18 protein-coding genes and 1 pseudogene are annotated in these 20,847 nt (G+C 69.9%); 12 read left to right on the forward strand and 7 right to left on the reverse strand.

Annotation, left to right across the window (positions count from 1 at the left end):
- From ACWD4O_RS40300 to ACWD4O_RS40315, 4 genes and pseudogenes are all read right to left on the reverse strand, one after another.
- Window positions 1-96: pseudogene (locus tag ACWD4O_RS40300) on the reverse strand (TetR family transcriptional regulator); the annotation flags it as partial.
- Between the two features lie 31 nt (window positions 97-127).
- Window positions 128-1,612 carry a glutamate--tRNA ligase gene (gltX, locus tag ACWD4O_RS40305; RefSeq protein ID WP_451288024.1) on the reverse strand — a complete coding sequence of 495 codons (1,485 nt, stop codon included), beginning with the start codon at window positions 1,610-1,612 and terminating at the stop codon, window positions 128-130.
- Window positions 1,605-2,390, reverse strand: a complete 786-nt coding sequence (locus tag ACWD4O_RS40310; RefSeq protein WP_451288025.1) for a fumarylacetoacetate hydrolase family protein — start codon at window positions 2,388-2,390, stop codon at window positions 1,605-1,607. Before ACWD4O_RS40310 ends, gltX begins: the two co-directional genes overlap by 8 nt.
- A 147-nt stretch (window positions 2,391-2,537) precedes the next feature.
- The gene (locus ACWD4O_RS40315) at window positions 2,538-2,726 is read right to left on the reverse strand and encodes a hypothetical protein (protein ID WP_351911671.1); all 189 of its coding nucleotides are present in this window, start codon (window positions 2,724-2,726) and stop codon (window positions 2,538-2,540) included.
- 601 nt (window positions 2,727-3,327) lie between these two features.
- Between ACWD4O_RS40315 and ACWD4O_RS40320 the strand changes: the two genes are divergently transcribed.
- From ACWD4O_RS40320 to ACWD4O_RS40355, 8 genes are all read left to right on the forward strand, one after another.
- Window positions 3,328-7,071 (forward strand): nitrate- and nitrite sensing domain-containing protein, encoded by a 3,744-nt coding sequence (locus ACWD4O_RS40320; RefSeq protein ID WP_451288026.1) that lies wholly within the window; start codon window positions 3,328-3,330, stop codon window positions 7,069-7,071.
- A gap of 9 nt (window positions 7,072-7,080) precedes the next feature.
- Window positions 7,081-7,494: a roadblock/LC7 domain-containing protein gene (locus ACWD4O_RS40325; protein ID WP_003993189.1), complete on the forward strand. Its 414-nt coding sequence runs from the start codon at window positions 7,081-7,083 to the stop codon at window positions 7,492-7,494.
- A 113-nt stretch (window positions 7,495-7,607) separates the two neighbouring features.
- A complete protein-coding gene (locus tag ACWD4O_RS40330; protein WP_009190816.1) occupies window positions 7,608-8,006 on the forward strand; it encodes a DUF742 domain-containing protein in 399 nt (132 codons plus the stop codon).
- A complete protein-coding gene (locus tag ACWD4O_RS40335; RefSeq protein WP_054239771.1) occupies window positions 7,987-8,562 on the forward strand; it encodes a GTP-binding protein in 576 nt (191 codons plus the stop codon). Before ACWD4O_RS40330 ends, ACWD4O_RS40335 begins: the two co-directional genes overlap by 20 nt.
- Window positions 8,563-8,937: 375 nt before the next feature.
- Complete coding sequence (locus ACWD4O_RS40340) at window positions 8,938-12,258, forward strand: sensor histidine kinase (RefSeq protein ID WP_451288027.1); 3,321 nt, start codon at window positions 8,938-8,940, stop codon at window positions 12,256-12,258.
- A 10-nt stretch (window positions 12,259-12,268) separates the two neighbouring features.
- Window positions 12,269-12,682 (forward strand): roadblock/LC7 domain-containing protein, encoded by a 414-nt coding sequence (locus tag ACWD4O_RS40345; RefSeq protein WP_037737006.1) that lies wholly within the window; start codon window positions 12,269-12,271, stop codon window positions 12,680-12,682.
- A 96-nt stretch (window positions 12,683-12,778) separates the two neighbouring features.
- Complete coding sequence (locus tag ACWD4O_RS40350; protein ID WP_450950721.1) at window positions 12,779-13,366, forward strand: DUF742 domain-containing protein; 588 nt, start codon at window positions 12,779-12,781, stop codon at window positions 13,364-13,366.
- Window positions 13,347-13,928, forward strand: coding sequence for a GTP-binding protein (locus ACWD4O_RS40355; RefSeq protein WP_006375305.1), 582 nt, complete (start codon window positions 13,347-13,349; stop codon window positions 13,926-13,928). The genes ACWD4O_RS40350 and ACWD4O_RS40355 overlap by 20 nt, the downstream gene beginning before the upstream one ends.
- 146 nt (window positions 13,929-14,074) lie before the next feature.
- Here ACWD4O_RS40355 and ACWD4O_RS40360 read toward each other — a convergent pair whose 3' ends face one another.
- Both ACWD4O_RS40360 and ACWD4O_RS40365 read right to left on the reverse strand, forming a co-directional pair.
- Complete coding sequence (locus tag ACWD4O_RS40360; protein ID WP_451288028.1) at window positions 14,075-14,266, reverse strand: acyl-CoA carboxylase subunit epsilon; 192 nt, start codon at window positions 14,264-14,266, stop codon at window positions 14,075-14,077.
- Between the two features lie 46 nt (window positions 14,267-14,312).
- Window positions 14,313-15,908, reverse strand: coding sequence for an acyl-CoA carboxylase subunit beta (locus ACWD4O_RS40365; RefSeq protein ID WP_451288029.1), 1,596 nt, complete (start codon window positions 15,906-15,908; stop codon window positions 14,313-14,315).
- Window positions 15,909-16,297: 389 nt separating this feature from the next.
- Between ACWD4O_RS40365 and ACWD4O_RS40370 the strand changes: the two genes are divergently transcribed.
- From ACWD4O_RS40370 to ACWD4O_RS40385, 4 genes are all read left to right on the forward strand, one after another.
- Window positions 16,298-16,915: a YceI family protein gene (locus tag ACWD4O_RS40370; RefSeq protein WP_451288030.1), complete on the forward strand. Its 618-nt coding sequence runs from the start codon at window positions 16,298-16,300 to the stop codon at window positions 16,913-16,915.
- Window positions 16,916-17,008: 93 nt separating this feature from the next.
- The gene (locus ACWD4O_RS40375; protein ID WP_451288031.1) at window positions 17,009-17,647 is read left to right on the forward strand and encodes a hypothetical protein; all 639 of its coding nucleotides are present in this window, start codon (window positions 17,009-17,011) and stop codon (window positions 17,645-17,647) included.
- 215 nt (window positions 17,648-17,862) lie between these two features.
- Window positions 17,863-18,390 carry an N-acetyltransferase family protein gene (locus ACWD4O_RS40380; RefSeq protein WP_451288032.1) on the forward strand — a complete coding sequence of 176 codons (528 nt, stop codon included), beginning with the start codon at window positions 17,863-17,865 and terminating at the stop codon, window positions 18,388-18,390.
- Between the two features lie 142 nt (window positions 18,391-18,532).
- Window positions 18,533-19,318 carry a S1 family peptidase gene (locus tag ACWD4O_RS40385; protein WP_451288033.1) on the forward strand — a complete coding sequence of 262 codons (786 nt, stop codon included), beginning with the start codon at window positions 18,533-18,535 and terminating at the stop codon, window positions 19,316-19,318.
- 118 nt (window positions 19,319-19,436) lie between these two features.
- Here the strand turns inward: ACWD4O_RS40385 and ACWD4O_RS40390 are convergent, their stop codons facing one another.
- On the reverse strand, window positions 19,437-20,813 hold the full coding sequence (locus ACWD4O_RS40390; RefSeq protein ID WP_451288034.1) for a hypothetical protein: 1,377 nt from the start codon (window positions 20,811-20,813) through the stop codon (window positions 19,437-19,439).
- Between the last annotated feature and the right edge of the window lie 34 nt (window positions 20,814-20,847).

The raw sequence follows: 20,847 nt of genomic DNA on the forward strand, positions 1-20,847 counted from the left end.
ACCCTGCAGCAGGACGAGCAGCATGCGGGCCAGCGCGCGTGGATCACGGTCCTCGGGAAGCTCGCCCTGGGCCCGGGCCCGCACGAGCGAGGAGTTCCGGGTGCCGCCCCTCACCTGTGTCCGCCGGTTACGCCGCCAGCTTCGCCAGCGCCGTGTCGATCCGCGCCAGCGTCTTCTCCTTGCCCAGGATCTCCAGGGACTCGAAGAGGGGGAGGCCGACCGTGCGGCCGGTGACGGCCACGCGGACGGGAGCCTGGGCCTTGCCGAGCTTGAGGCCGTGGGCCTCGCCGGCGGCCAGGACGGCCTCCTTCAGGGACTCGGCGGAGGACCAGTCGGCCGACTCCAGCTTCTCCCGAGCGGTGGTCAGCAGGGCGTCGCTGCCCTCCTTCATCGCCTTCGTCCAGCTCGCCTCGTCGGAGACCGGCTCCGGGAGGAAGAGGAAGTCGACGTTGTCGGTGATCTCCGACAGCACCTTCAGCCGGGTCTGGGCGTGCGGGGCGATCGCCGCCCACTTGGCCTCGTCGAAGTCCTCCGGGGACCAGGGCGCGAAGGGGGCCTTCAGCCAGGGTGCACAGCGCTCCGTGAAATCCTTCACGTCCAGCAGCCGGATGTGGTCGGCGTTGATCGCCTCGCACTTCTTCAGGTCGAAGCGCGCCGGGTTGGGGTTGACGTCCGCGATGTCGAAGGCCGCGGTCATCTCGTCCATCGTGAAGATGTCCTGGTCGGCCGAGAGCGACCAGCCCAGCAGCGAGAGGTAGTTGAGCAGTCCCTCGGGGAGGAAGCCGCGCTCGCGGTAGAGGTTGAGGGACGACTCCGGGTCGCGCTTGGAGAGCTTCTTGTTGCCCTCGCCCATCACGTACGGCAGGTGACCGAAGGCCGGCACGGACTGCGCGATGCCGAGTTCGATCAGCGCCTTGTAGAGGGCGACCTGCCGCGGGGTGGAGGAGAGCAGGTCCTCGCCGCGCAGGACGTGCGTGATCTCCATCAGCGCGTCGTCCACCGGGTTGACCAGCGTGTACAGCGGAGCGCCGTTCGCCCGGACGATGCCGTAGTCGGGCACGTTCTCCGGGGTGAACGTGAGCTCGCCGCGGACCAGGTCCGTGAAGGTGATCGTCTCGTCGGGCATCCGGAAGCGCACGATCGGGGTGCGGCCCTGGGCCCGGTACTCGGCTTCCTGCACCTCGGTGAGGTCGCGGCAGTGGCCGTCGTAGCCGGACGGCCTGCCGGCCGCGCGGGCGGCGTCGCGGCGGGTGTCCAGCTCCTCCTGGGAGCAGTAGCAGCGGTAGGCGTGGCCGGCGGCGAGCAGCTTCTCGGCGACGTCTTTGTAGATGTCCATGCGCTGCGACTGGCGGTAGGGCGCGTGCGGGCCGCCGATCTCCGGGCCCTCGTCCCAGTCGAAGCCCAGCCAGCGCAGCGAGGCCAGGAGCTGCTCGTAGGACTCCTCTGAGTCGCGGGCCGCGTCGGTGTCCTCGATGCGGAAGACCAGGGTGCCCTGGTGGTGCTTGGCGAACGCCCAGTTGAACAGGGCCGTCCGCACCAGGCCCACGTGGGGGTTGCCGGTGGGCGAGGGACAGAAACGGACGCGTACGGGGGAGCCGGGTGCGCTAGCCACGCTTGACAACCTTGTTGGTGAGAGTGCCGATGCCTTCGATGGTGACGGCGACCTCGTCGCCGACAGCCAGGGGGCCGACCCCTGCCGGGGTGCCCGTGAGGATCACGTCGCCGGGGAGCAGCGTCATGGCCTCGGTGATGTTGACGATCAGATCCTCGATCGAGTGGATCATCTCGCTGGTGCGGCCGAGCTGCCGCTGTCCGCCGTTGACCGTGAGCTGGATGGTGAGGTCGCTCGCGGTCTTCAGGTCCAGGCCGGTCTCCACCCAGGGGCCGAGCGGGCAGGAGGTGTCGAAGCCCTTGGCCCGGGCCCACTGCTTCTCGCGCTTCTGGACGTCGCGGGCGGTGATGTCGTTCGCGCAGGTGTAGCCGAGGATCACGTCCTTGACGCGTTCGCGCGGGACCTCGCGGCAGAGCCGGCCGATGACCACGGCGAGCTCTGCCTCGTGGTGGACGTCCGTGGAGAAGGACGGGTACTGGATGTCGTCGCCGGAGCCGATCACCGAGGTGGACGGCTTGAAGAAGGCGAACGGGGCGTCCGGCACCTCGTTGCCCAGCTCACGCGCGTGCGCGGCGTAGTTGCGGCCGAAGGCCACGACCTTGTTGGGCAGCACGGGCGGGAGCAGTCGGACCTTGCTCAGCGGCACCTTCGTGCCGGAGAGCTCGAAGTCCGCGAACGGGATGCCCTTGATGATGTCGAGGACGAGCTCGTCCGGCTTGTCGCCCTCGACCGCGCCGAAGGCGACGTTCCCGTCGATGGAGAACCTGGCGATGCGCACGGGTTGGTTGGCCCCTTGACTGAGCTGGCTGGAGTGTGACGCTCCAGGCTAACGCGGAAGGGCGTCCCCGGCCGGGGACGCCCTTGACATCCGTGGGCGGCCGCCCTGAGCATTCGGCGGCCGGTGCGCGTACTTACCGGTCAGGAACTACTGCGGCGCGGCGGCCGCGACCGGGATCTCCATGAGGATGGTGCGCTTGGGGTTGGCAGTCTGGGCAGGGAGGTCGACGGAGTGCTCCGCCTGCTCCGGGAGCTGCAGTTCGTCGGCGTCCTTGAGGTGAGCCAGCGTCGTGCGTCGCGGGTTGGCGATCTTGTGGAACATCGTCGTCGTCTTCACTGTTGTACTTGACCCTGTCGTTTCCGGGCGCCGGGCGGGCCGTCGATGGGCGTCGCACAGGCGCGGCTTGTCGGGTTTGCCATCCCTGTAAAGCGTCAGGCTAAACACGCGATTCCCGGTGAACGCGTGAAGGTCCCATGATCACCGTGTGAGTTTGCTCACGAATCCATGGGCAAAGCGGTCAATCCAGGCATCCAAGCGATCGCTACGAAACGGACATTGGCCACCTGAAGCGCTCATTCCGCTCCTGATCATGGCGACTGGGACACCCCCCGCACCCCCCTCCTTCGCCCTCTTATGTCCGCCTTATGTGGGAACAGTTTCTACATCCCGTAACTTGACCCTTACGTGGTGTCACGGATGTCACAGCCTGGCCAACGGGCCTTGTTGGAGATCCTGCACTGTGCTGGAATTCCTCGGACCGCCGCGGGATCGAGCCGGCGCACAGGGGCGCACTACGCGCCCGGTGGCGGCGAGACAGGGGGAGCGAGCGCCGGTCATTCACGACCATCCGGGGGGCGTATTCAGGACGCTCCCCAACACGCCGACACCGTCTTTCCGTTCACGCGGAGAGGCGCCTGGTCCAGAGGTTGCGACGCTAGTGCAGGGACGTTTCAAGAGGGATGGCAGCGCTTCGGCCGAGCCGGAGCCGCACGGCGGGACCGGCCCGATGGCAGTCGGCTCCTCGCCCCAGCACGCCCAGAACCCGGGCCCGGCAGCGTCCGGCGACGGCGGTGAGCGCTCCGGGCGCCCCGGCGCGTCCGCGTCGCCGAGTTCTCTCCCCCCGACTCCGACGGCCAAACCACCGACCGGTCCCCCCGGTCCGGGCGCGCGGGTCGCGCTGCGCAACTGGCGCATCTCCACGCGTCTGGTGGCGCTGCTGACCCTGCCCGTGGTCGCGGCCACCACCCTGGGCGCGTTCCGCATCAACCAGTCCATGGACGACATCCAGCAGCTCGACAACATGAAGCTGCTGACGGACATGACCAAGCAGGCCACCGAGCTGGCCGTCCAGCTGCAGAACGAGCGCGACCGCTCCGCCGGCCCGCTGGCGCACGGCAGCTCGGCGACCGACTTCGGCGTCAAGGGCTACCGCGGCAAGACCGACAAGGCCCTGACCGCGTTCCAGGACGCCTCGGAGGAGATCGACGCCGCCAGTACGGACGGCAACCTCCAGGGTGTCCGCGACAGCCTCGTCGGCCTCCTCAGCGACCTCGGCAACCTCGCCAAGATCCGCAGCACCGCCTACGCGGACAAGGGCAACTCCACGCAGACGGTCGAGGCGTACCACCGCCTCATCACCAGCCTGCTGGACCTCTCCCAGGACATGGCGCAGGCCACGAACAACCCGGAGATGATCCAGCGCACGCGTGCCCTGGCCGCCTTCTCCTCCGCCAAGGAGTACGCCTCCATCCAGCGCGCCACCCTGGCGGCCGCGCTGCCCGTGGGCAACACCGCGCAGGGCTCCCTCAACGAGAACGACCGGCAGTACGCCGAGGCCGCTCTCGAGAACCAGGAAACCGAGCTCGCGAGTTTCCGCAGCATCTACGGCGACGACGACTCCGAAGAGCTGCTGCAGCCCATCCAGAAGGGCAACCCGGTCATCGAGGAGGCGGACACCTACGCCACCCGGGCCCTCAGCTCCTCCAACGGTCTGCAGTCGCTGGACAAGCGGTCGTACCAGGACTGGATCGACGACAGCTCGACCAAGATCCAGCAGATGAACAACATCGAGCACACGCTGCTCGAGCAGATGGAGCAGAAGGCGCGTGAGCTGCGCGCCGAGTCGGAGCGCGAAGCGATCATCTCCGGTGCGCTCATCCTGCTCGTCCTCGGTGTCTCGCTGGTCGGCGCGTTCGTCGTCGCCCGGTCCATGATCCGCTCGCTGCGCCGCCTCCAGGAGACCGCCACCAAGGTCGCCCAGGACCGACTGCCCGAGCTGGTCAAGCAGCTGTCCGAGTCCGACCCGCAGGACGTCGACACGTCCGTGGAGTCGGTCGGTGTGCACTCCCGGGACGAGATCGGCCAGGTGGCCGCGGCCTTCGACGACGTGCACCGCGAGGCCGTCCGTCTCGCCGCCGAGCAGGCCCTGCTGCGGGGCAACGTCAACGCGATGTTCACCAACCTCTCGCGCCGCTCCCAGGGTCTGATCCAGCGCCAGCTGTCGCTGATCTCCGAACTGGAGTCCCGCGAGGCCGACCCGGACCAGCTGTCCTCCCTCTTCAAGCTCGACCACCTCGCGACCCGCATGCGCCGTAACGGTGAGAACCTCCTGGTCCTCGCCGGTGAAGAGCCCGGCCGTCGCTGGACCCGTCCGGTCCCGCTGGTCGACGTGCTGCGCGCCGCCGCGTCCGAGGTGGAGCAGTACGAGCGCATCGAGCTGTCCTCGGTGCCGACCACCGAAGTGGCCGGCCGCGTCGTCAACGACCTCGTGCACCTCCTCGCCGAGCTGCTCGAGAACGCGACCTCGTTCTCCTCGCCGCAGACCAAGGTCAAGGTCACCGGTCACGCGCTGCCCGACGGCCGCGTCCTGATCGAGATCCACGACACCGGCATCGGCCTCTCCCCCGAGGACCTCGCCGCGATCAACGAGCGGCTCGCCTCGCCGCCGACCGTGGACGTCTCCGTCTCCCGCCGCATGGGCCTCTTCGTGGTCGGTCGGCTGTCGCAGCGACACGGCATCCGCATCCAGCTGCGCCCGTCCGACTCCGGTGGCACGACCGCGCTGGTCATGCTGCCGGTGGACGTCGCCCAGGGCGGCAAGAAGCCCCAGCCCAAGCCCGGTCAGGGCGCCGGCGCGAGCGGTCCCGCCGCCGCGCAGGCCGCCGCGGGCGTCGCCGCCGCGCGGCGCAACGGTCCGCAGGGCGGCCCCCTCGGCGCCGGCGCACCGGCCGGCGCGGGCGGCAGGCTCGCCGCGGGCCAGGGTCCCCGGGCCGCGCTGCCCGGCCGTGACGGCGGTGGCCGTCCCGGCGGCCAGCCGCCGCGTGGACCGCAGCAGCCCCAGTCCTCCCCCCAGCAGGGCCGACCGGCTCCGGCCGGTGCGGGCGCCGGCTTCGGCGGGCAGGCGCCGGGCGCGCCGCAGGGTCTGCAGGCGGCCGGCACCACCCCGCAGGGCACCGACATGTTCGGCGCCGGACGTCCGCCGCAGCGGGGCAACAAGTCCGAGCAGGGCGGCCGCGGCCGTCAGCCGCAGCTGCCGCCGCGCGGTGGTCCGCGCGCCGAGCTGCCCGGCGGCAACCCGCAGCCGCGCGTGCCCAGCTGGGGCGACGAGAACGCCCAGCCGCCGGTGCCGCGCACCCCGCTGGACGCCCCGCGCGGCCACGAGGAGCCGGACGTCGCCCAGACGTCGCGGATGCCGCGCATCGACGACCGTTCCGGTCCCGCGGCCACCGCCGAGATACCGGCGATCCCCCGGATGGACGAGCGCCAGGGGCCGGCCGGTCCCGCCGACTTCGGCCGGGCCACCTCGAACGGGCTGCACAGCACGGGCCAGTTCCCGGCCGTGACCGACAACTTCCAGTCGGGCCAGTTCCAGCGTCCGGGCACGAACGGACGGCCGGACACCGGCCAGTTCGAGCGGCCCGGCACCAGCGGCCGGCCGGACGAGAACGGCTTCACCCGCTCCGACGTCTTCGGCGCCCCGGGCGGGCAGAACGCTCCTGCGAACCCGAACCAGTTCGCTCCGCAGGCGTACGACAACAGCTCCACCGGCCAGTTCGCCGCCCCCGGCTACGACGGCTCCGCCACCGGACAGCACTCGCTGCCCGGCCGCCAGGACCCCTCGTCCACCGGCCAGTTCGCCGCTCCGCAGCAGAACGGCTACGGCACTCCGCAGCAGCCGGCGGTCCCGCCGCGGCCCAACCGCCGTCCGGAGCCGGAGGCGCTTCCGCCGGCCCCCGGTCCCGGTGACGGACGTACCCCGCTGTACGACACGCTGGAGACCAACTGGTTCCACGGTCAGCAGGCGGCGGGCGGTTCGGCTCCGGATCCCCAGCAGCAGCACCAGCAGCCGCAGGCTCCGGCTGCTCCTCAACGTCCCGCGGCCGCCACTTCCTCCTGGCGCACCTCGCCGAACGACGAACTCGTCCGGCAGGCCGAGCGCGTCAGGCAGCCGGCCGCGGGCGGCGTCACCACTTCCGGACTGCCGCGCCGGGTGCCCAGGGCGAACCTCGTCCCGGGCACGGCTCAGCAGCAACAGCACCAAGCCGGTCCGCAGGTCTCGCGTGCGCCTGACGACGTACGTGGACGGCTGACCAATCTCCGTCGGGGCATCGCGCAGGGTCGTCAGGCCGGCAACGGTCAGACCGGCAGTTTCCCGAGCCCCACTCACCAGCAGGAGCGTTAGTTGAGCCAGATGAGCCAGGCAGCACAGAACCTGAACTGGTTGATCACCAACTTCGTGGACAACACCCCTGGGGTGTCCCACACCGTCGTGGTGTCTGCCGACGGGCTCCTGCTCGCGATGTCAGAGGGCTTCCCGCGCGACCGTGCCGACCAGTTGGCGGCCGTCGCTTCGGGACTGACCTCGCTGACGGCCGGAGCCTCTCGGATCTTCGAGGGCGGCAGCGTTGCGCAGACCGTCGTCGAGATGGAACGAGGCTTCCTCTTCCTCATGTCCGTCTCGGACGGCTCTTCCCTCGCCGTACTGGCGCACCCCGAGTGCGACATCGGCCTCGTGGGCTACGAGATGGCACTCCTTGTCGATCGCGCGGGCGCGGTGCTCACGCCCGACCTGCGCGCCGAGCTCCAGGGCAGTCTGCTCCACTGACCCGCCCCAGTACCACCCACCTCACGAAATCACCGTCTGGCCGACACAATCCCCCCACCCGGCCTCGACGGACGGCACGACTGACCGAGAATGCTGTCCCGCCCGGAGGATCCATGACCCCGCCCACCGCCCATCATGATCCGTACGCGGAGCCGTACGGGGATGAGGGCGACCAGCCGCTGGTGCGTCCGTACGCGATGACCGGTGGCCGGACCCGGCCGCGCTATCAGCTCGCCATCGAGGCGCTGATCAGCACGACGGCCGACCCGGCAGCGCTCATGGGGCTGCTTCCGGAGCATCAGCGCATTTGTCATCTGTGCCGCGAGGTGAAGTCGGTCGCCGAGGTCTCGGCGCTTCTGGCCATGCCGCTGGGTGTGGCGCGGATCCTCGTCGCAGACCTCGCCGAGGCAGGCCTGGTGGCCATCCACCAGCCGGGCGGCGACGAGAACAACGGCGGCGCTCCGGACGTGACGCTGCTCGAAAGGGTGCTCAGTGGACTTCGCAAGCTCTGACGGGGGGCGGGCCACCACCTCCGCGAAGATCGTGGTGGCGGGCGGCTTCGGCGTGGGCAAGACCACGTTCGTGGGCGCCGTCTCCGAGATCAACCCGCTGCGCACGGAGGCCGTGATGACGTCCGCGAGCGCGGGCATCGACGACCTCACCCACACCGGGGACAAGACCACCACCACGGTGGCCATGGACTTCGGCCGTATCACGCTCGACCAGGACCTGATCCTCTACCTGTTCGGCACGCCCGGCCAGGACCGGTTCTGGTTCATGTGGGACGACCTGGTGCGCGGCGCGATCGGTGCGATCGTGCTGGTGGACACGCGCCGCCTCGCCGACTGCTTTCCCGCGGTCGACTACTTCGAGAACAGCGGACTGCCGTTCGTCGTCGCCCTCAACGGCTTCGACGGCTCGCAGCCCTACCAGCCCGAAGAGGTGCGCGAGGCGCTGCAGATCGGCCCGGACACCCCGATCATCACGACGGACGCCCGGCACCGGTCGGACGCCAAGAGCGCGCTGATCACCCTGGTCGAGCACGCGCTGATGGCACGACTGCGGTAGTTTCAAATACTCGGCGCCATACGGCACTTGTCGTAGACGCTTCGGAGCCGGCTGTGGCCTTTGACACGGCCGGCTCCGGTGTTCATAACGTTTCGGCAGAGGAATCGGGTGGTACCGCCACGCGTCGCGGTCACTTGGTCTCGCTGTGCTCACGAAGGCCCCGCCTTTTGGCGGGGCTCGTTCTTTTTGACCGTTTTATCTGGGGTTTACATCACGTCCAACCAACTCTTTCCCATGTTTGGAAGAGGACTGGTCGTCGTGCTGGAATGCCTGAACTGCCCAATAGTCAATGACGTACTCATGGTCGATGGCTGGCCGGGCTCTGAGACACTGCGGCACGACGAAGGTGCCGACCGCCGAGAGGTTGTTGGTCGAGTGAGGCGAAGCAAGAAAAGTCCCGAGCCGGCGGCCCGGGGCAACTTCACGCCGCCGCCGCGCGGAGCGGCGTCCGCCCCTGTGCCCGGATCCGAGCCGACGGCCGCACCCGCGAAGAGCGGCGGCCGTCTCTCCCCGCGCAACTGGCGGGTGCCGACCCGGCTGAACGCGATTCTGCTCATACCCGTGGTGGTCGGCCTGGTCATGGGCGGCTTCCAGGTGAAGAGCTCGATCGACACCTGGCAGGAGGCCGAGGACGCGGAGAACACCGCGCGCCTGGTCCGGGCCGCGCTGAGCTACGGCGACGCCCTCTACAAGGAGCGCGACATCTCGGCCGCGCCCCTCCTCGCGGGCAAGCGGACCGACGCGACGGTCACCGCGGCCCGCAAGGCCACCGACACCGCCGCCGACGCCTTCGACGTGGCCGCGCAGGACATGCCGGCCAAGGCCGGTCTGGAGCGCCGACTGCAGCTGTTCCGCACCGCGGAGACCAAGCTGACGACGCTGCGCGCGGCCGCCTACACCGCCAAGCTCACCGGTGTGCAGACCGAAGAGGGCTACACCCAGGTCGCCCACCCCCTGATGGAGTTCTCCAACGAACTCGGTCTGGGCACCGGAAACATCACCTCCTACGGCCGTACCGTCTACGCCATCTCGCTGACCAAGGCCGCGCTCTCGCTGGAGCGCTCGATCGGCATGCATCTGCTGATCAAGCCGGGTCCCGAGGACACCGACTTCGCCAAGCAGAAGGTCTCCCTCTCCTCCTACGCCTACCTCGAGGGCATCGCCGTCGAGGAGTACATCGGCGGTGGCACCGAGGCCGACGCGAAGAAGCTGGACGACGCCGAGGCGAAGATCAAGTCCGACGGCGCCGCACAGGCCGCCGAGGCGAAGCAGAAGGACCCGGACTACGTACCGCCGCCGTCCGATCCGACCACGATGGTCGGCGCCATCTCCACGATGGAGACGACCTCGGGCGCCGAGCGCGCCGGGCTCGCCGAGAAGGGCATCAGCAAGGAGAACTGGTGGGCGGTCACCACTCTCAAGTACGACGCCTACCGGCAGATCGAGTCGGACATGGCCGACAAGGCCGTGACCGAGGCCTCGGACATCGCCGCTGACGCCAAGACCTCCGCGATCATCACCGGTGCCGCCGTCGTCGTCGCCCTCCTCCTGGCGTTCATCCTCGCCGGCGCCGTGGCCCGCCAGATGAGCCGTGCAATGCGCCAGCTGCGCAACGCGGCCTTCGGCATCGCCGAACAGCGGCTGCCGATGCTGGTCGACCAGCTCTCCCGCACCGACCCCGGCCGGGTCGACACCCGGGTGGCCCCGATCCCGATCACCACCACGGACGAGATCGGCGAGGTCGCCCGCGCCTTCGACCAGGTCCACCGTGAGGCGGTCCGACTGGCCGCCGAGCAGGCCCTGCTGCGGGGCAACATCAACGCGATCTTCACCAACCTGTCGCGCCGCAACCAGTCCCTGATCGAGGGCCAGCTGACCCTGATCACCGACCTGGAGAACAACGAGGCCGACCCCGACCAGCTGGAGAACCTCTTCCGGCTGGACCACCTAGCCACCCGTATGCGCCGCAACGGCGAGAACCTCCTGGTCCTCGCCGGCGAGGAGCCCGGCCGCCGCTGGGACCAGCCGGTCCCGCTGGTCGACGTGCTGCGCGCCGCCTCCTCCGAGGTGGAGCAGTACGAGCGCATCGAGCTGTCGGGCGTCCCGGAGGCCGAGATCCACGGCCGCGCCGTGACCGACCTCGTGCACCTGCTGGCCGAGCTGCTGGAGAACGCCACGACGTTCTCCTCCCCGCAGACCAAGGTTCGGGTCACGGCCACCCGTCTCCCCGACGGTCGGGTCATGATCGAGATCCACGACAAGGGAATCGGCCTCACCGCCGAGGACTTCGCCGACATCAACCACAAGCTGGCCAACCCGCCGACGGTGGACGCCGCGATCTCGCAGCGCATGGGCCTGTTCGTGGTCGGCCGGCTGTCCGACCGGCACGGCATCCGCGTCCAGCTGCGCCCCTCGGGCGAGCAGGCCGGCACCACCTCGCTGGTCATGCTGCCGGACGCCATCACCCACGGCGGTGGCGGCGACAACCAGCAGCCGCGCGACGAGTTCACGGTCTCGCAGATCATCCCGGAGCAGCAGCAGCCGAGCTTCGGCGGCGAGGACTTCAGCAACGGTCTGCCGATGCGCACCGCCGCCGAACTGGGCTTCGACGACAGCCGCTACGAGGTCCCCGACGACATCCGCGAGCTGGACCCGGTCGGGCGCTCCCTGCAGCGCGAGGAACGCCGGGCGGCCCTGGAAACCCACCCGGGCCAGCCGGACCAGCCGAACGCACAGCCGCAGTCCGGCGAGACGCCGGCGTACGGCGAGGGCTTCGACGCCAACCGTCAGCCGTCGGCCTACGACGTCGGCGCGAACGGCTACGACCCGGCTCAGAACGGCGCCCGGGCCGGCTACGACAGCGGTGCGACCGGCTATGCCGAGGCGCCCGCCTCGTTCGACCAGCAGACGGCGTACGAGGAGCAGCAGCGCCCGGCGTACGACGACCAGTACTTCGCGCCGAACGGCGGTGCGCCGCAGAGCGGCGACTCGTTCACCGCGAACGGCGGCTACCCCGACCCGGCGTATGCGGAACCCGTCCAGGAGGACCGGACGGCGGCTCCCGCGGGCGCTCAGGAGAGCTTCCAGCCGTACCAGGAGCAGCAGCCCTACCAGGACGACTGGCCCCAGCAGAACGGCCATGCCAACGGCCGCTCCAACGGCTACCAGAACGGCTACCCGGACCAGTACGCTCCGGAAGCGGAGTCCACGTCGGTCGCTGACGCGGCCGAGCACAACCGCGTAGGCTTCGACCGTCCGGGACCGGCCCCCTCCGCCCCCCATGCGCTGACCGACGCCGGTCTGCCCCGCCGCGGATCCACCGCAAGCGGTTCCAACGGCGCCCGGCCCGCGAAGCAGGAAACGCCGGCCTCCACCCCGGAGAGCAACGGCGGCGGCGGCGACGCCTGGCGTTCGGCGAACGACGAGCGCTGGCAGCAGGCCTCCGCTCTGAAGAAGCCCAAGGCGGGCGGGGTCACCTCCTCCGGTCTGCCGCGGCGGGTGCCCAAGGCCAACCTGGTCGAGGGCGCCGCCGAGAACACCCCCCAGGGAGGCCCACAGGTCTCCCGCGCCCCGGAGGACGTCCGGGGCAGGTTGAGCAACCTGCGACGCGGCGTGCAGCGTGGCCGCAGCGCAGGCAGCAGTGAAACGAACGGCCAGGGCCTCGGTCCTGACAGCACCTACAACCAGGAGCGTTAGTGTGAGCCCGATGAGCCAGGCGGCACAGAACCTGAACTGGGTGATCACCAACTTCGTGGACAACACCCCGGGGGTGTCCCACACGGTGGTGGTCTCCGCCGACGGACTCCTTCTGGCGATGTCCGAAGGCTTCCCCCGCGACCGAGCCGACCAGCTCGCGGCCGTGGCCTCCGGTCTGACGTCCCTGACGGCAGGCGCCTCCCGGATCTTCGAGGGAGGCAGCGTGAACCAGACGGTTGTGGAGATGGAGCGGGGATTCCTCTTCCTCATGTCCATCTCCGACGGTTCCTCGCTCGCCGTTCTCGCCCACCCGGAGGCGGACATCGGCCTCATTGGGTACGAGATGGCACTTCTGGTGGACCGAGCAGGCTCGGTCCTGACGCCCGACCTTCGTGCGGAGCTCCAAGGGAGCCTTCTCAACTAACAGACGGACGGTGCGTTTTGGCGTCCCGAGGCCGTAGGGTTTCGGGACGCGGCGTCCACGTGATGGGTGCCAGGCACAGTCGGAGGAGGAGAGAAAGTGGCAACACCCCCAGGCGGTTCGAATTCGGGTAACTGGTCGTACGGCCCTGCCCAGGGCCAGGGCGACGGTTCCCAGAACCCGAACCGTTACAACTTCCCCTCCGCGCCCAGCCAGCAGCGGCCGTACGCACCCCAGAGCCCGCAGGGCCCCGGGCCGTCGCCGTACGACCAGCCGCAGGCCCCGCGTATCCAGCCTGTGCAGCCGCAGCGCCGCTCCCCCGAGCCGGCGCCCGCCGGAGCGGCACACAACCCGCTGGTGCGTCCGTACGCCATGACCGGTGGCCGGACCCGCCCGCGTTACCAGCTCGCCATCGAGGCGCTGGTGCACACCACTGCGCAGCCGCACCAGATGCAGGGCCAACTGCCCGAGCATCAGCGGATCTGCAACCTCTGCCGAGAGATCAAGTCGGTCGCCGAGATCTCGGCGCTGCTGACCATCCCCCTCGGCGTGGCCAGGATCCTCGTCGCCGATTTGGCGGAGGCGGGCCTGGTCGCCATTCATCAGCCCGGCGGCGACGAGAGCGCCGGCGGCCAGCCAGCCGTGACACTGCTCGAAAGGGTGCTCAGTGGACTTCGCAAGCTCTAGCGGGGGTCCGTCCCGCTCCACCACTTCCGCGAAGATCGTGGTGGCGGGCGGCTTCGGCGTGGGCAAGACCACGTTCGTCGGGGCTGTTTCGGAGATCAATCCGCTGCGTACCGAGGCCGTCATGACGTCCGCGTCGGCGGGCATCGACGACCTCACCCACACCGGGGACAAGACGACCACGACGGTCGCCATGGACTTCGGCCGCATCACCCTGGATCAGGACCTGATCCTGTACCTCTTCGGTACGCCCGGCCAGGACCGGTTCTGGTTCATGTGGGACGACCTGGTGCGCGGCGCGATCGGTGCGATCGTGCTGGTGGACACGCGCCGCCTCGCCGACTGCTTCCCCGCGGTCGACTACTTCGAGAACTCGGGTCTGCCGTTCGTGATCGCCCTGAACGGCTTCGACGGCAGTCAGCCGTACAACCCGGACGAGGTGCGCGAGGCGCTGCAGATCGGCCCCGACACACCGATCATCACGACGGACGCGCGGCATCGCGCCGACGCGAAGTCTGCGCTCATCACTCTGGTGGAGCATGCGTTGATGGCTCGGCTGCGGTAGGTAGCTGCTTGTACGGCCACTGGGCTGCCACGGACGGTTGTATGCCGTCTGCGGCAGCCCTTTCGGCTTGTCGCGCAGTTCCCCGCGCCCCTGAAACGACGGAAGGGCCCCTCTCGCAAGAGAGGGGCCCTTCCGTCGTTTCACACTCAGTGCCAGCTGTGCGGGGCGCGGAAGCCGCCCTCGCGCTCCAGGCGGCGCCAGCCGGCCTTGGGGCGGCTTCGGTGGGTGTCGGCGGTGGCGGGCTGGGCGGCGGCGCGGGCCAGGAGGATCGCCGTGATGGCGGCGACTTCCTCGGGCTCGGCGTGGCCCTTCTCGACGCGAATGTCGGGAGCGTTCATGTGTGTAAGTCTCCGTGGATGAGGTTTCCGCAGGGGATCCGTCGGGTTACTGCGGGGGGTTGCCGTGCTTGCGCGAGGGCAGATCCGCGTGCTTCGACTGGAGCATGGCCAGGGACTTGATGAGGACCTCGCGGGTCTCGGCGGGGTCGATGACGTCGTCGACCAGACCGCGCTCCGCCGCGTAGTACGGGTGCATCAGCTCGGACTTGTACTCCTTGACCATGCGGGCCCGCATCGCGTCGGGGTCCTCGGCCTCGGCGATCTGACGCCGGAAGATGACGTTGGCGGCGCCTTCGGCACCCATCACGGCGATCTCGTTCGTCGGCCACGCGTAGGTGAGGTCGGCGCCGATGGACTGACTGTCCATGACGATGTAGGCGCCTCCATACGCCTTGCGCAGGATCAGCGAGATCCGCGGCACGGTCGCGTTGCAGTAGGCGTAGAGCAGCTTCGCGCCGTGCCTGATGATTCCGCCGTGCTCCTGGTCGACGCCCGGGAGGAATCCGGGGACGTCCAGGAAGGTGACGATCGGGATATTGAAAGCGTCACACATCTGGACAAAGCGTGCAGCTTTTTCCGACGCCTCGATGTCCAGGACACCCGCGAGGGACTGCGGCTGGTTGGCCACGATGCCGACGACCCGGCCGTCGAGCCGGGCCATCGCGCAGATGATGTTGCGGGCCCAGCGCTCGTGGATCTCCACGTACTCGCCGTCGTCGACGATCTCCTCGATGACCTTGGTCATGTCGTACGGACGGTTGCCGTCCGCCGGGACCAGGTCGAGCAGGACGTCGCTGCGGCGGTCGGCGGGGTCGCCCGACTCGACGCGCGGGGGGTTCTCGCGGTTGTTCTGCGGGAGCAGCGAGAGGAGGTAGCGGACCTCCGCGATGCAGGTCTCCTCGTCGTCGTACGCGAAGTGGCAGACGCCGGAGGTCTCGGCGTGCACATCGGCGCCGCCGAGGCCGTTCTGGGTGATCTCCTCGCCGGTGACGGCCTTGACGACGTCCGGGCCGGTGATGAACATCTGCGAGGTCTCGCGGACCATGAAGACGAAGTCGGTGAGGGCGGGGCTGTAGGCCGCGCCGCCGGCGCAGGGGCCGAGCATCACGCTGATCTGCGGGATCACACCGGAGGCGCGGGTGTTGCGCTGGAAGATGCCGCCGTAGCCGGCGAGGGCGGAGACGCCCTCCTGGATACGGGCGCCGGCGCCGTCGTTGAGGGAGACCAGCGGGGCGCCGGCCGCGATGGCCATGTCCATGATCTTGTGGATCTTCGTGGCGTGGGCCTCGCCCAGCGCGCCGCCGAAGATGCGGAAGTCATGGGCGTAGACGAAGACCGTGCGGCCCTCGACCGTGCCCCAGCCGGTGATGACGCCGTCGGTGAACGGCTTCTTGGACTCCAGGCCGAAGCCGGTCGCCCGGTGCCGGCGCAGCTGCTCGACCTCCTGGAAGGACCCCGGGTCCACGAGGAGCTCGATCCGCTCCCGGGCGGTCAGCTTGCCCTTGGCGTGCTGCGCCTGGGTCGCCCTCTCGCTCGGGCCGGCCAGCGCCTGGGCACGGATCTCCAGCAGCTCGGCCACTCGGCCGCGCGCGTCCGTGGGTTCCCCGGTCGGCTCACCCGTCGTCTCTTCCAAAACGGTCATGTAGCGACCTTACGAAGCTCGCCAAGGAAAGAGAGACGTCGACTCCGTACAGTCTCCGGAGCCATTTCCTGGTACCCCTGAACAGAACCCGACCGGCATGCAGCCGTTCCGACTGCTCAGAGGGCCAGGAGCTTGTAGGGGTCGAACAAACCCGGACGCTGAGACCCAGCTCACAATTCCTGCCCGCGCATGCCATCCCCGGGGTGAACGGAGCCCCGGACGACGATTCACGGGCACCGACCTCAGTGCAGGAGGTGCACCCTCGAAAGCAACAGGAGACACGCCGCGAATGAAGTTGAATGTTGAACGGAATAGGTCTACGGTCTCCCGTGTTGACCTCGTTGAAGATTAAACATCAACGATCTTCCCCCGTCCCCAAGGAGCACGTCATGGGCATCTTCGGCCGCAAGAGCACCGACGAGACCACCGCCGCCACCACCGCCGCGGACGGCACGGTGAACCCCGAGCTCGCCGCCCTGACCGGCGAGTACTCGATCGACCCGGCGCACTCGGCGATCGGCTTCGTCGCCCGTCACGCGATGGTCACCAACGTCAAGGGCAAGTTCGGCGACTTCACCGGCACGCTGCACCTGGACGGCGCCGACCCGTCCCGCTCGACCGCCTCCATCGACGTCAAGATGGAGAGCGTCGACACCGGGTCCGCCGACCGTGACGGCCACCTCAAGAGCGCGGACTTCTTCAAGACCGAAGAGTTCCCGACGATGACCTTCCGCTCCACCTCCGCCGAGGCCCTGGGCGGCGACGACTACCGCATCACCGGTGACCTGAGCATCCTCGGCGTCACCAAGCAGCTCGCCATCGACCTGGAGTTCAACGGCTCCGCCAAGGACCCGTTCGGCAACGAGCGCGTCGGCTTCGAGGGCAAGGCCGAGATCCTGCGCTCCGAGTGGGGCCTGACCTGGAACGCCGCGCTGGAGACGGGTGGCGTGCTGGTCTCCGACAAGATCAAGCTGAACTTCGACATCTCGGCGATCAAGAACGCCTAAGCATGCGGCCCATTTCAGAAGAAATCGGCGGATAGGGGCCGGAAGCGAAGAGCTTCCGGCCCCTCGCTGTGTTCCGTGTCACAGTCACAAGGCATGAGCACCAGGACCGGACCCCAGCACTACCCCGGCGCGAACCGCGACCACTGGTACCAGGACGACTTCGGCGGCGACCGCATGGAGGTCAACGTCATCGTCCTGCACACCACGGAGGGCGGCTCGCTGCCCGACTACCAGGGCGGCGCCGTCGCACCCAACCTGACGGCGGTGCCGGACTTCGCCGCCAAACGGCTGAAGTGGTACCAGCACTTCGACATCGACATCTCCTCGCGGGCGCTGGCCAACCGCAGGGGCGGCGTCGAGACGAACACGCTGAACGTCTGCCAGGCGGAACTCGTCGGCACCTGCGACCCCGAACTGCACGCCAAGTGGAAGGCCCGCGGACAGGCCCACATGTACTGGCCGAAGGCCCCGGAGTGGGCACTGCGCGCCGTCGCCCAGTACCTGGCGTGGATGCACATCCACCACGACGTGCCGCTGCGCGGACCGACGCTGTGGCCGGCGTACCCGAAGTCGGCGGGGAACGGCGGCGGGCAGCGGATGAGCGGGGAGCGGTGGAACGGGTTCAAGGGGGTGTGCGGGCACATGCACGTCCCCGAGAACGCGCACGGGGATCCGGGGGCGATCGACTTCGAGGCACTGCTCGGCTTCGCCAAGGCGGCGGTCCAGGACTGACGGCGGTCCGCCGGGAACCGCGACCCCGCTCACCCGGAACCGGCGGCCGCCTCCTCCGACTTCGCGAGCGCGGCCGCCGGTCGGGCCCTGCGGGCCTGCGCCCCTGTCCGCCGGAGGCCTGGAACCGTCCTTCAGGACCAGCCCGCCGCGTCCCCTCCGTCCGAGGGGCGGAATTGCGTGGACACGGCTCGCGGCGGTCGCCCATGATCCTGCGCATGATCCGAGCCGCCACGCCGAACGACGTACCGGAGATCCGCGCGATGATCCGGGAGCTGGCCGCGTACGAGAAGGCGGTCGAGCAGGCCAGGGCCGGCGAGGAACAGGTGCGCGATGCGCTGTTCGGGGAGCATCCCGCGGCCTTCGCCCTGATCGCCGAGGACGACGGCGGCACGGGCGAGGTGCTGGGGTTCGCGCTGTGGTTCCCCCGCTTCTCCACCTGGACCGGGACCCGGGGCATGCATCTGGAGGACCTCTACGTCCGGCCGCAGGCCCGTGGCGGCGGCCACGGCAAGGCGCTGCTCGCCGCTCTCGCCGCGCTCTGCCGGGAGAAGGGCTACGAGCGCTTCGAGTGGTGGGTGCTGGACTGGAACCAGCCGGCGATCGACTTCTACAAGTCGCTCGGGGTGGAGTTCCTGGAGGAGTGGAAGGTCTGCCGGCTGAGCGGTGAGCCCCTCGGCGCGCTCGCCGGCCTCGCTCCTGTCCCGGCCCCGGCACCGGCCGCCCCCGCTGCCGGGCGTGGCTGAATCAGCCCCCTTGTGCAAGGGCTCACAGCCTTCTCATAATCCAACAACAGATTTGACCTGACCATGCCAGCGCATGGGCATTTCTTTGTCCATCGGTTTGACATGATCGCGCCAAACTCAACCCCCCACGGAAGGCAGCACCTTGAAGAAGCTCCTCACGGCGTTCAAGAGATTCGCCGCCGTCGGCGCGGCCGCGCTCGCGATCGCCAGCCTCCAGCCCGTCTCGGCCGCGCAGGCCGCGCCCTCCCCCGTCGTCGGCGGAACCCGTGCCGCGCAGGGCGAGTTCCCGTTCATGGTCCGGCTCTCCATGGGCTGCGGCGGGTCCCTGCTCACCCAGCAGATCGTGCTCACCGCCGCGCACTGCGTCAGCGGGACCGGCGCCAACACCAGCATCACCGCCACCGCCGGCGTCGTGGACCTGCAGTCCACCACCGGCCGGGTCCAGGTCAAGTCCACGTACGTGTACCGGGCCCCCGGCTACAACGGCAACGGCAAGGACTGGGCGCTGATCAAGCTCGCCTCGCCCATCACCACCCAGGCCACCCTGAAGATCGCCACCACCACGCAGTACAACACCGGCACCTTCACCATCGCCGGCTGGGGTTCGGCCTCCGAGGGCGGCGCCCAGCAGCGCTACCTGCTCAAGGCCACCGTGCCGTTCGTGAGTGACGCGACCTGTCGTGCGTACAGCGGCTACAGCGGGCTCGTCGCCAGCGACGAGATCTGCGCCGGTTACGCGGCCGGCGGCACCGACACCTGCCAGGGCGACTCGGGCGGCCCGATGTTCCGCCGGGACGCCGCCAACGCGTGGATCCAGGTCGGCATCGTGAGCTGGGGCATCGGCTGCGCCCGCGCCAACGCCCCCGGCGTCTACTCCGAGGTGTCCACCTTCGCCTCGGCGATCACCGCCGCGGCCGCCACGCTCTGACGCAGGCGACTGCGCCGCCGTGAGCCGCGCTCACGAGCGACGACCTCGTACGAAGGCCACGGGCCCGGCGCCGACCTGCGCCGGGCCCGTGCCCGTTCCCCGTCTCCTGCCCGGGTCTTCAGAACCCGCCGCCGAAGTCGCCCCCGCCACCCCCGCCGAAGTCCCCTCCCCCACCGCCGAAGCCGCCGAAGTCGCCCGCGTCGAAGTCCGCGCCGGAGACGTCGCCGCCCTCGTGACCGCCGCCGAAGTCGCCGTAGCCGGCGCCGTAGTCGGAGGCGTACGACGGGGCGGCCATCAGGGAGCCGAGCATGGTGCCGACGAGCAGACCGGGCAGGATGCCGCCGCCGAAGTAGCCGCCCGCCCAGGGGCCGTAGGCGGGGCCGGCCTCCCAGTACGGGCGGCGGCCGTAGTCGCTGTCGACCTCGCGGATCACGGGGTCGCGGCCGTCGGCCAGCCGGGTCGCGTCCGCCGCGCAGACCGGGACCTCGCGGGTGGCGCCGCCGGACGGCGTCCAGGTGGCGTCGGTGACCGAGGGCCCGTGGCGGGGGTCGAAGAAGCAGGGCGGACGGCGCTCGGGCAGCGGCTCGCCCGCACGGCGGGCGGCGAGCTGGGCGAGGGAGAAGCGGCCGTCCTCCACGGACTGGGTGACGGCGCGGACGTCCTCCGGTCTCGTCGCCGCGGCCATGAGCGACTTCGCCTGCTCGTAGGCGTCCAGGGCGCGTTCGTAGTCGGCGCGCATCAGGTCGTCGGCGCCCGGCTCGGACGGATGGAAGTCCAGCCGGTCGAGTTCCTCGCCGAAGGCCGTGATGTCCTCGTCGACGACGACCCGCAGCCGTTCGAGGGAGGCCCGCTGCTCCTGCTCGTGACGCCGGCGGCCTCGCCGCACGAGGGTGTACGCGCCCGCGCCGCCGGCCACCAGGACCGCGCCCGCGGCGATCAGCGCGGTGGACGAGACGCCGTCGCCGCCGCCCGAGGAGTTCCAGCTCGCGGGGGCCGAGCCGCCCATGTCGGCCAGCGCACGGTCGGTGAAGTCGTCCAGCTGGGTCTTGGCGTCGCTCTCGCCCCGGACGCTGGTGACCAGGTTCTGCACGGCCGTGCGCGACATGACGGAGGAGTCGGCGCGGGCGTCGAAGCGGTCGCCGAGGCGGATCGCGTAGAGGCCGGTGACGCCGGTGGCGGTGCGCAGGTCGGTGAAGAGGTCCGCCGTGGGGTGGCCGGCGGGCAGGACCGCGATGAACAGCGGTTTGTCGGCGTTCTCGATCTGCTGCTGGAGCGCGTGCGCGTCCGCCTGGGACAGCTGGGCGCTCGCGTCGGGGTCGACGTAGACCGGGCTCTTGCGGAGCGAGTCGGCGATGGTCGAGAGGTCGGTCGAGGCCGCGGTGGCTCGCGGGGCGCCCGCCGACAGCACGGTCAGGACCGTCAGGACGGCGAGCGCCAGTGCGAACAGCAGTCCGGTGAGGCCTCGGGGAGGCCGGGTCGAGGTCGCGACCTTCATACCTCGAAGCTACCCGAAACCCACCGATACCAGA

The organism is Streptomyces sp. NPDC002623 (genome assembly GCF_053592635.1).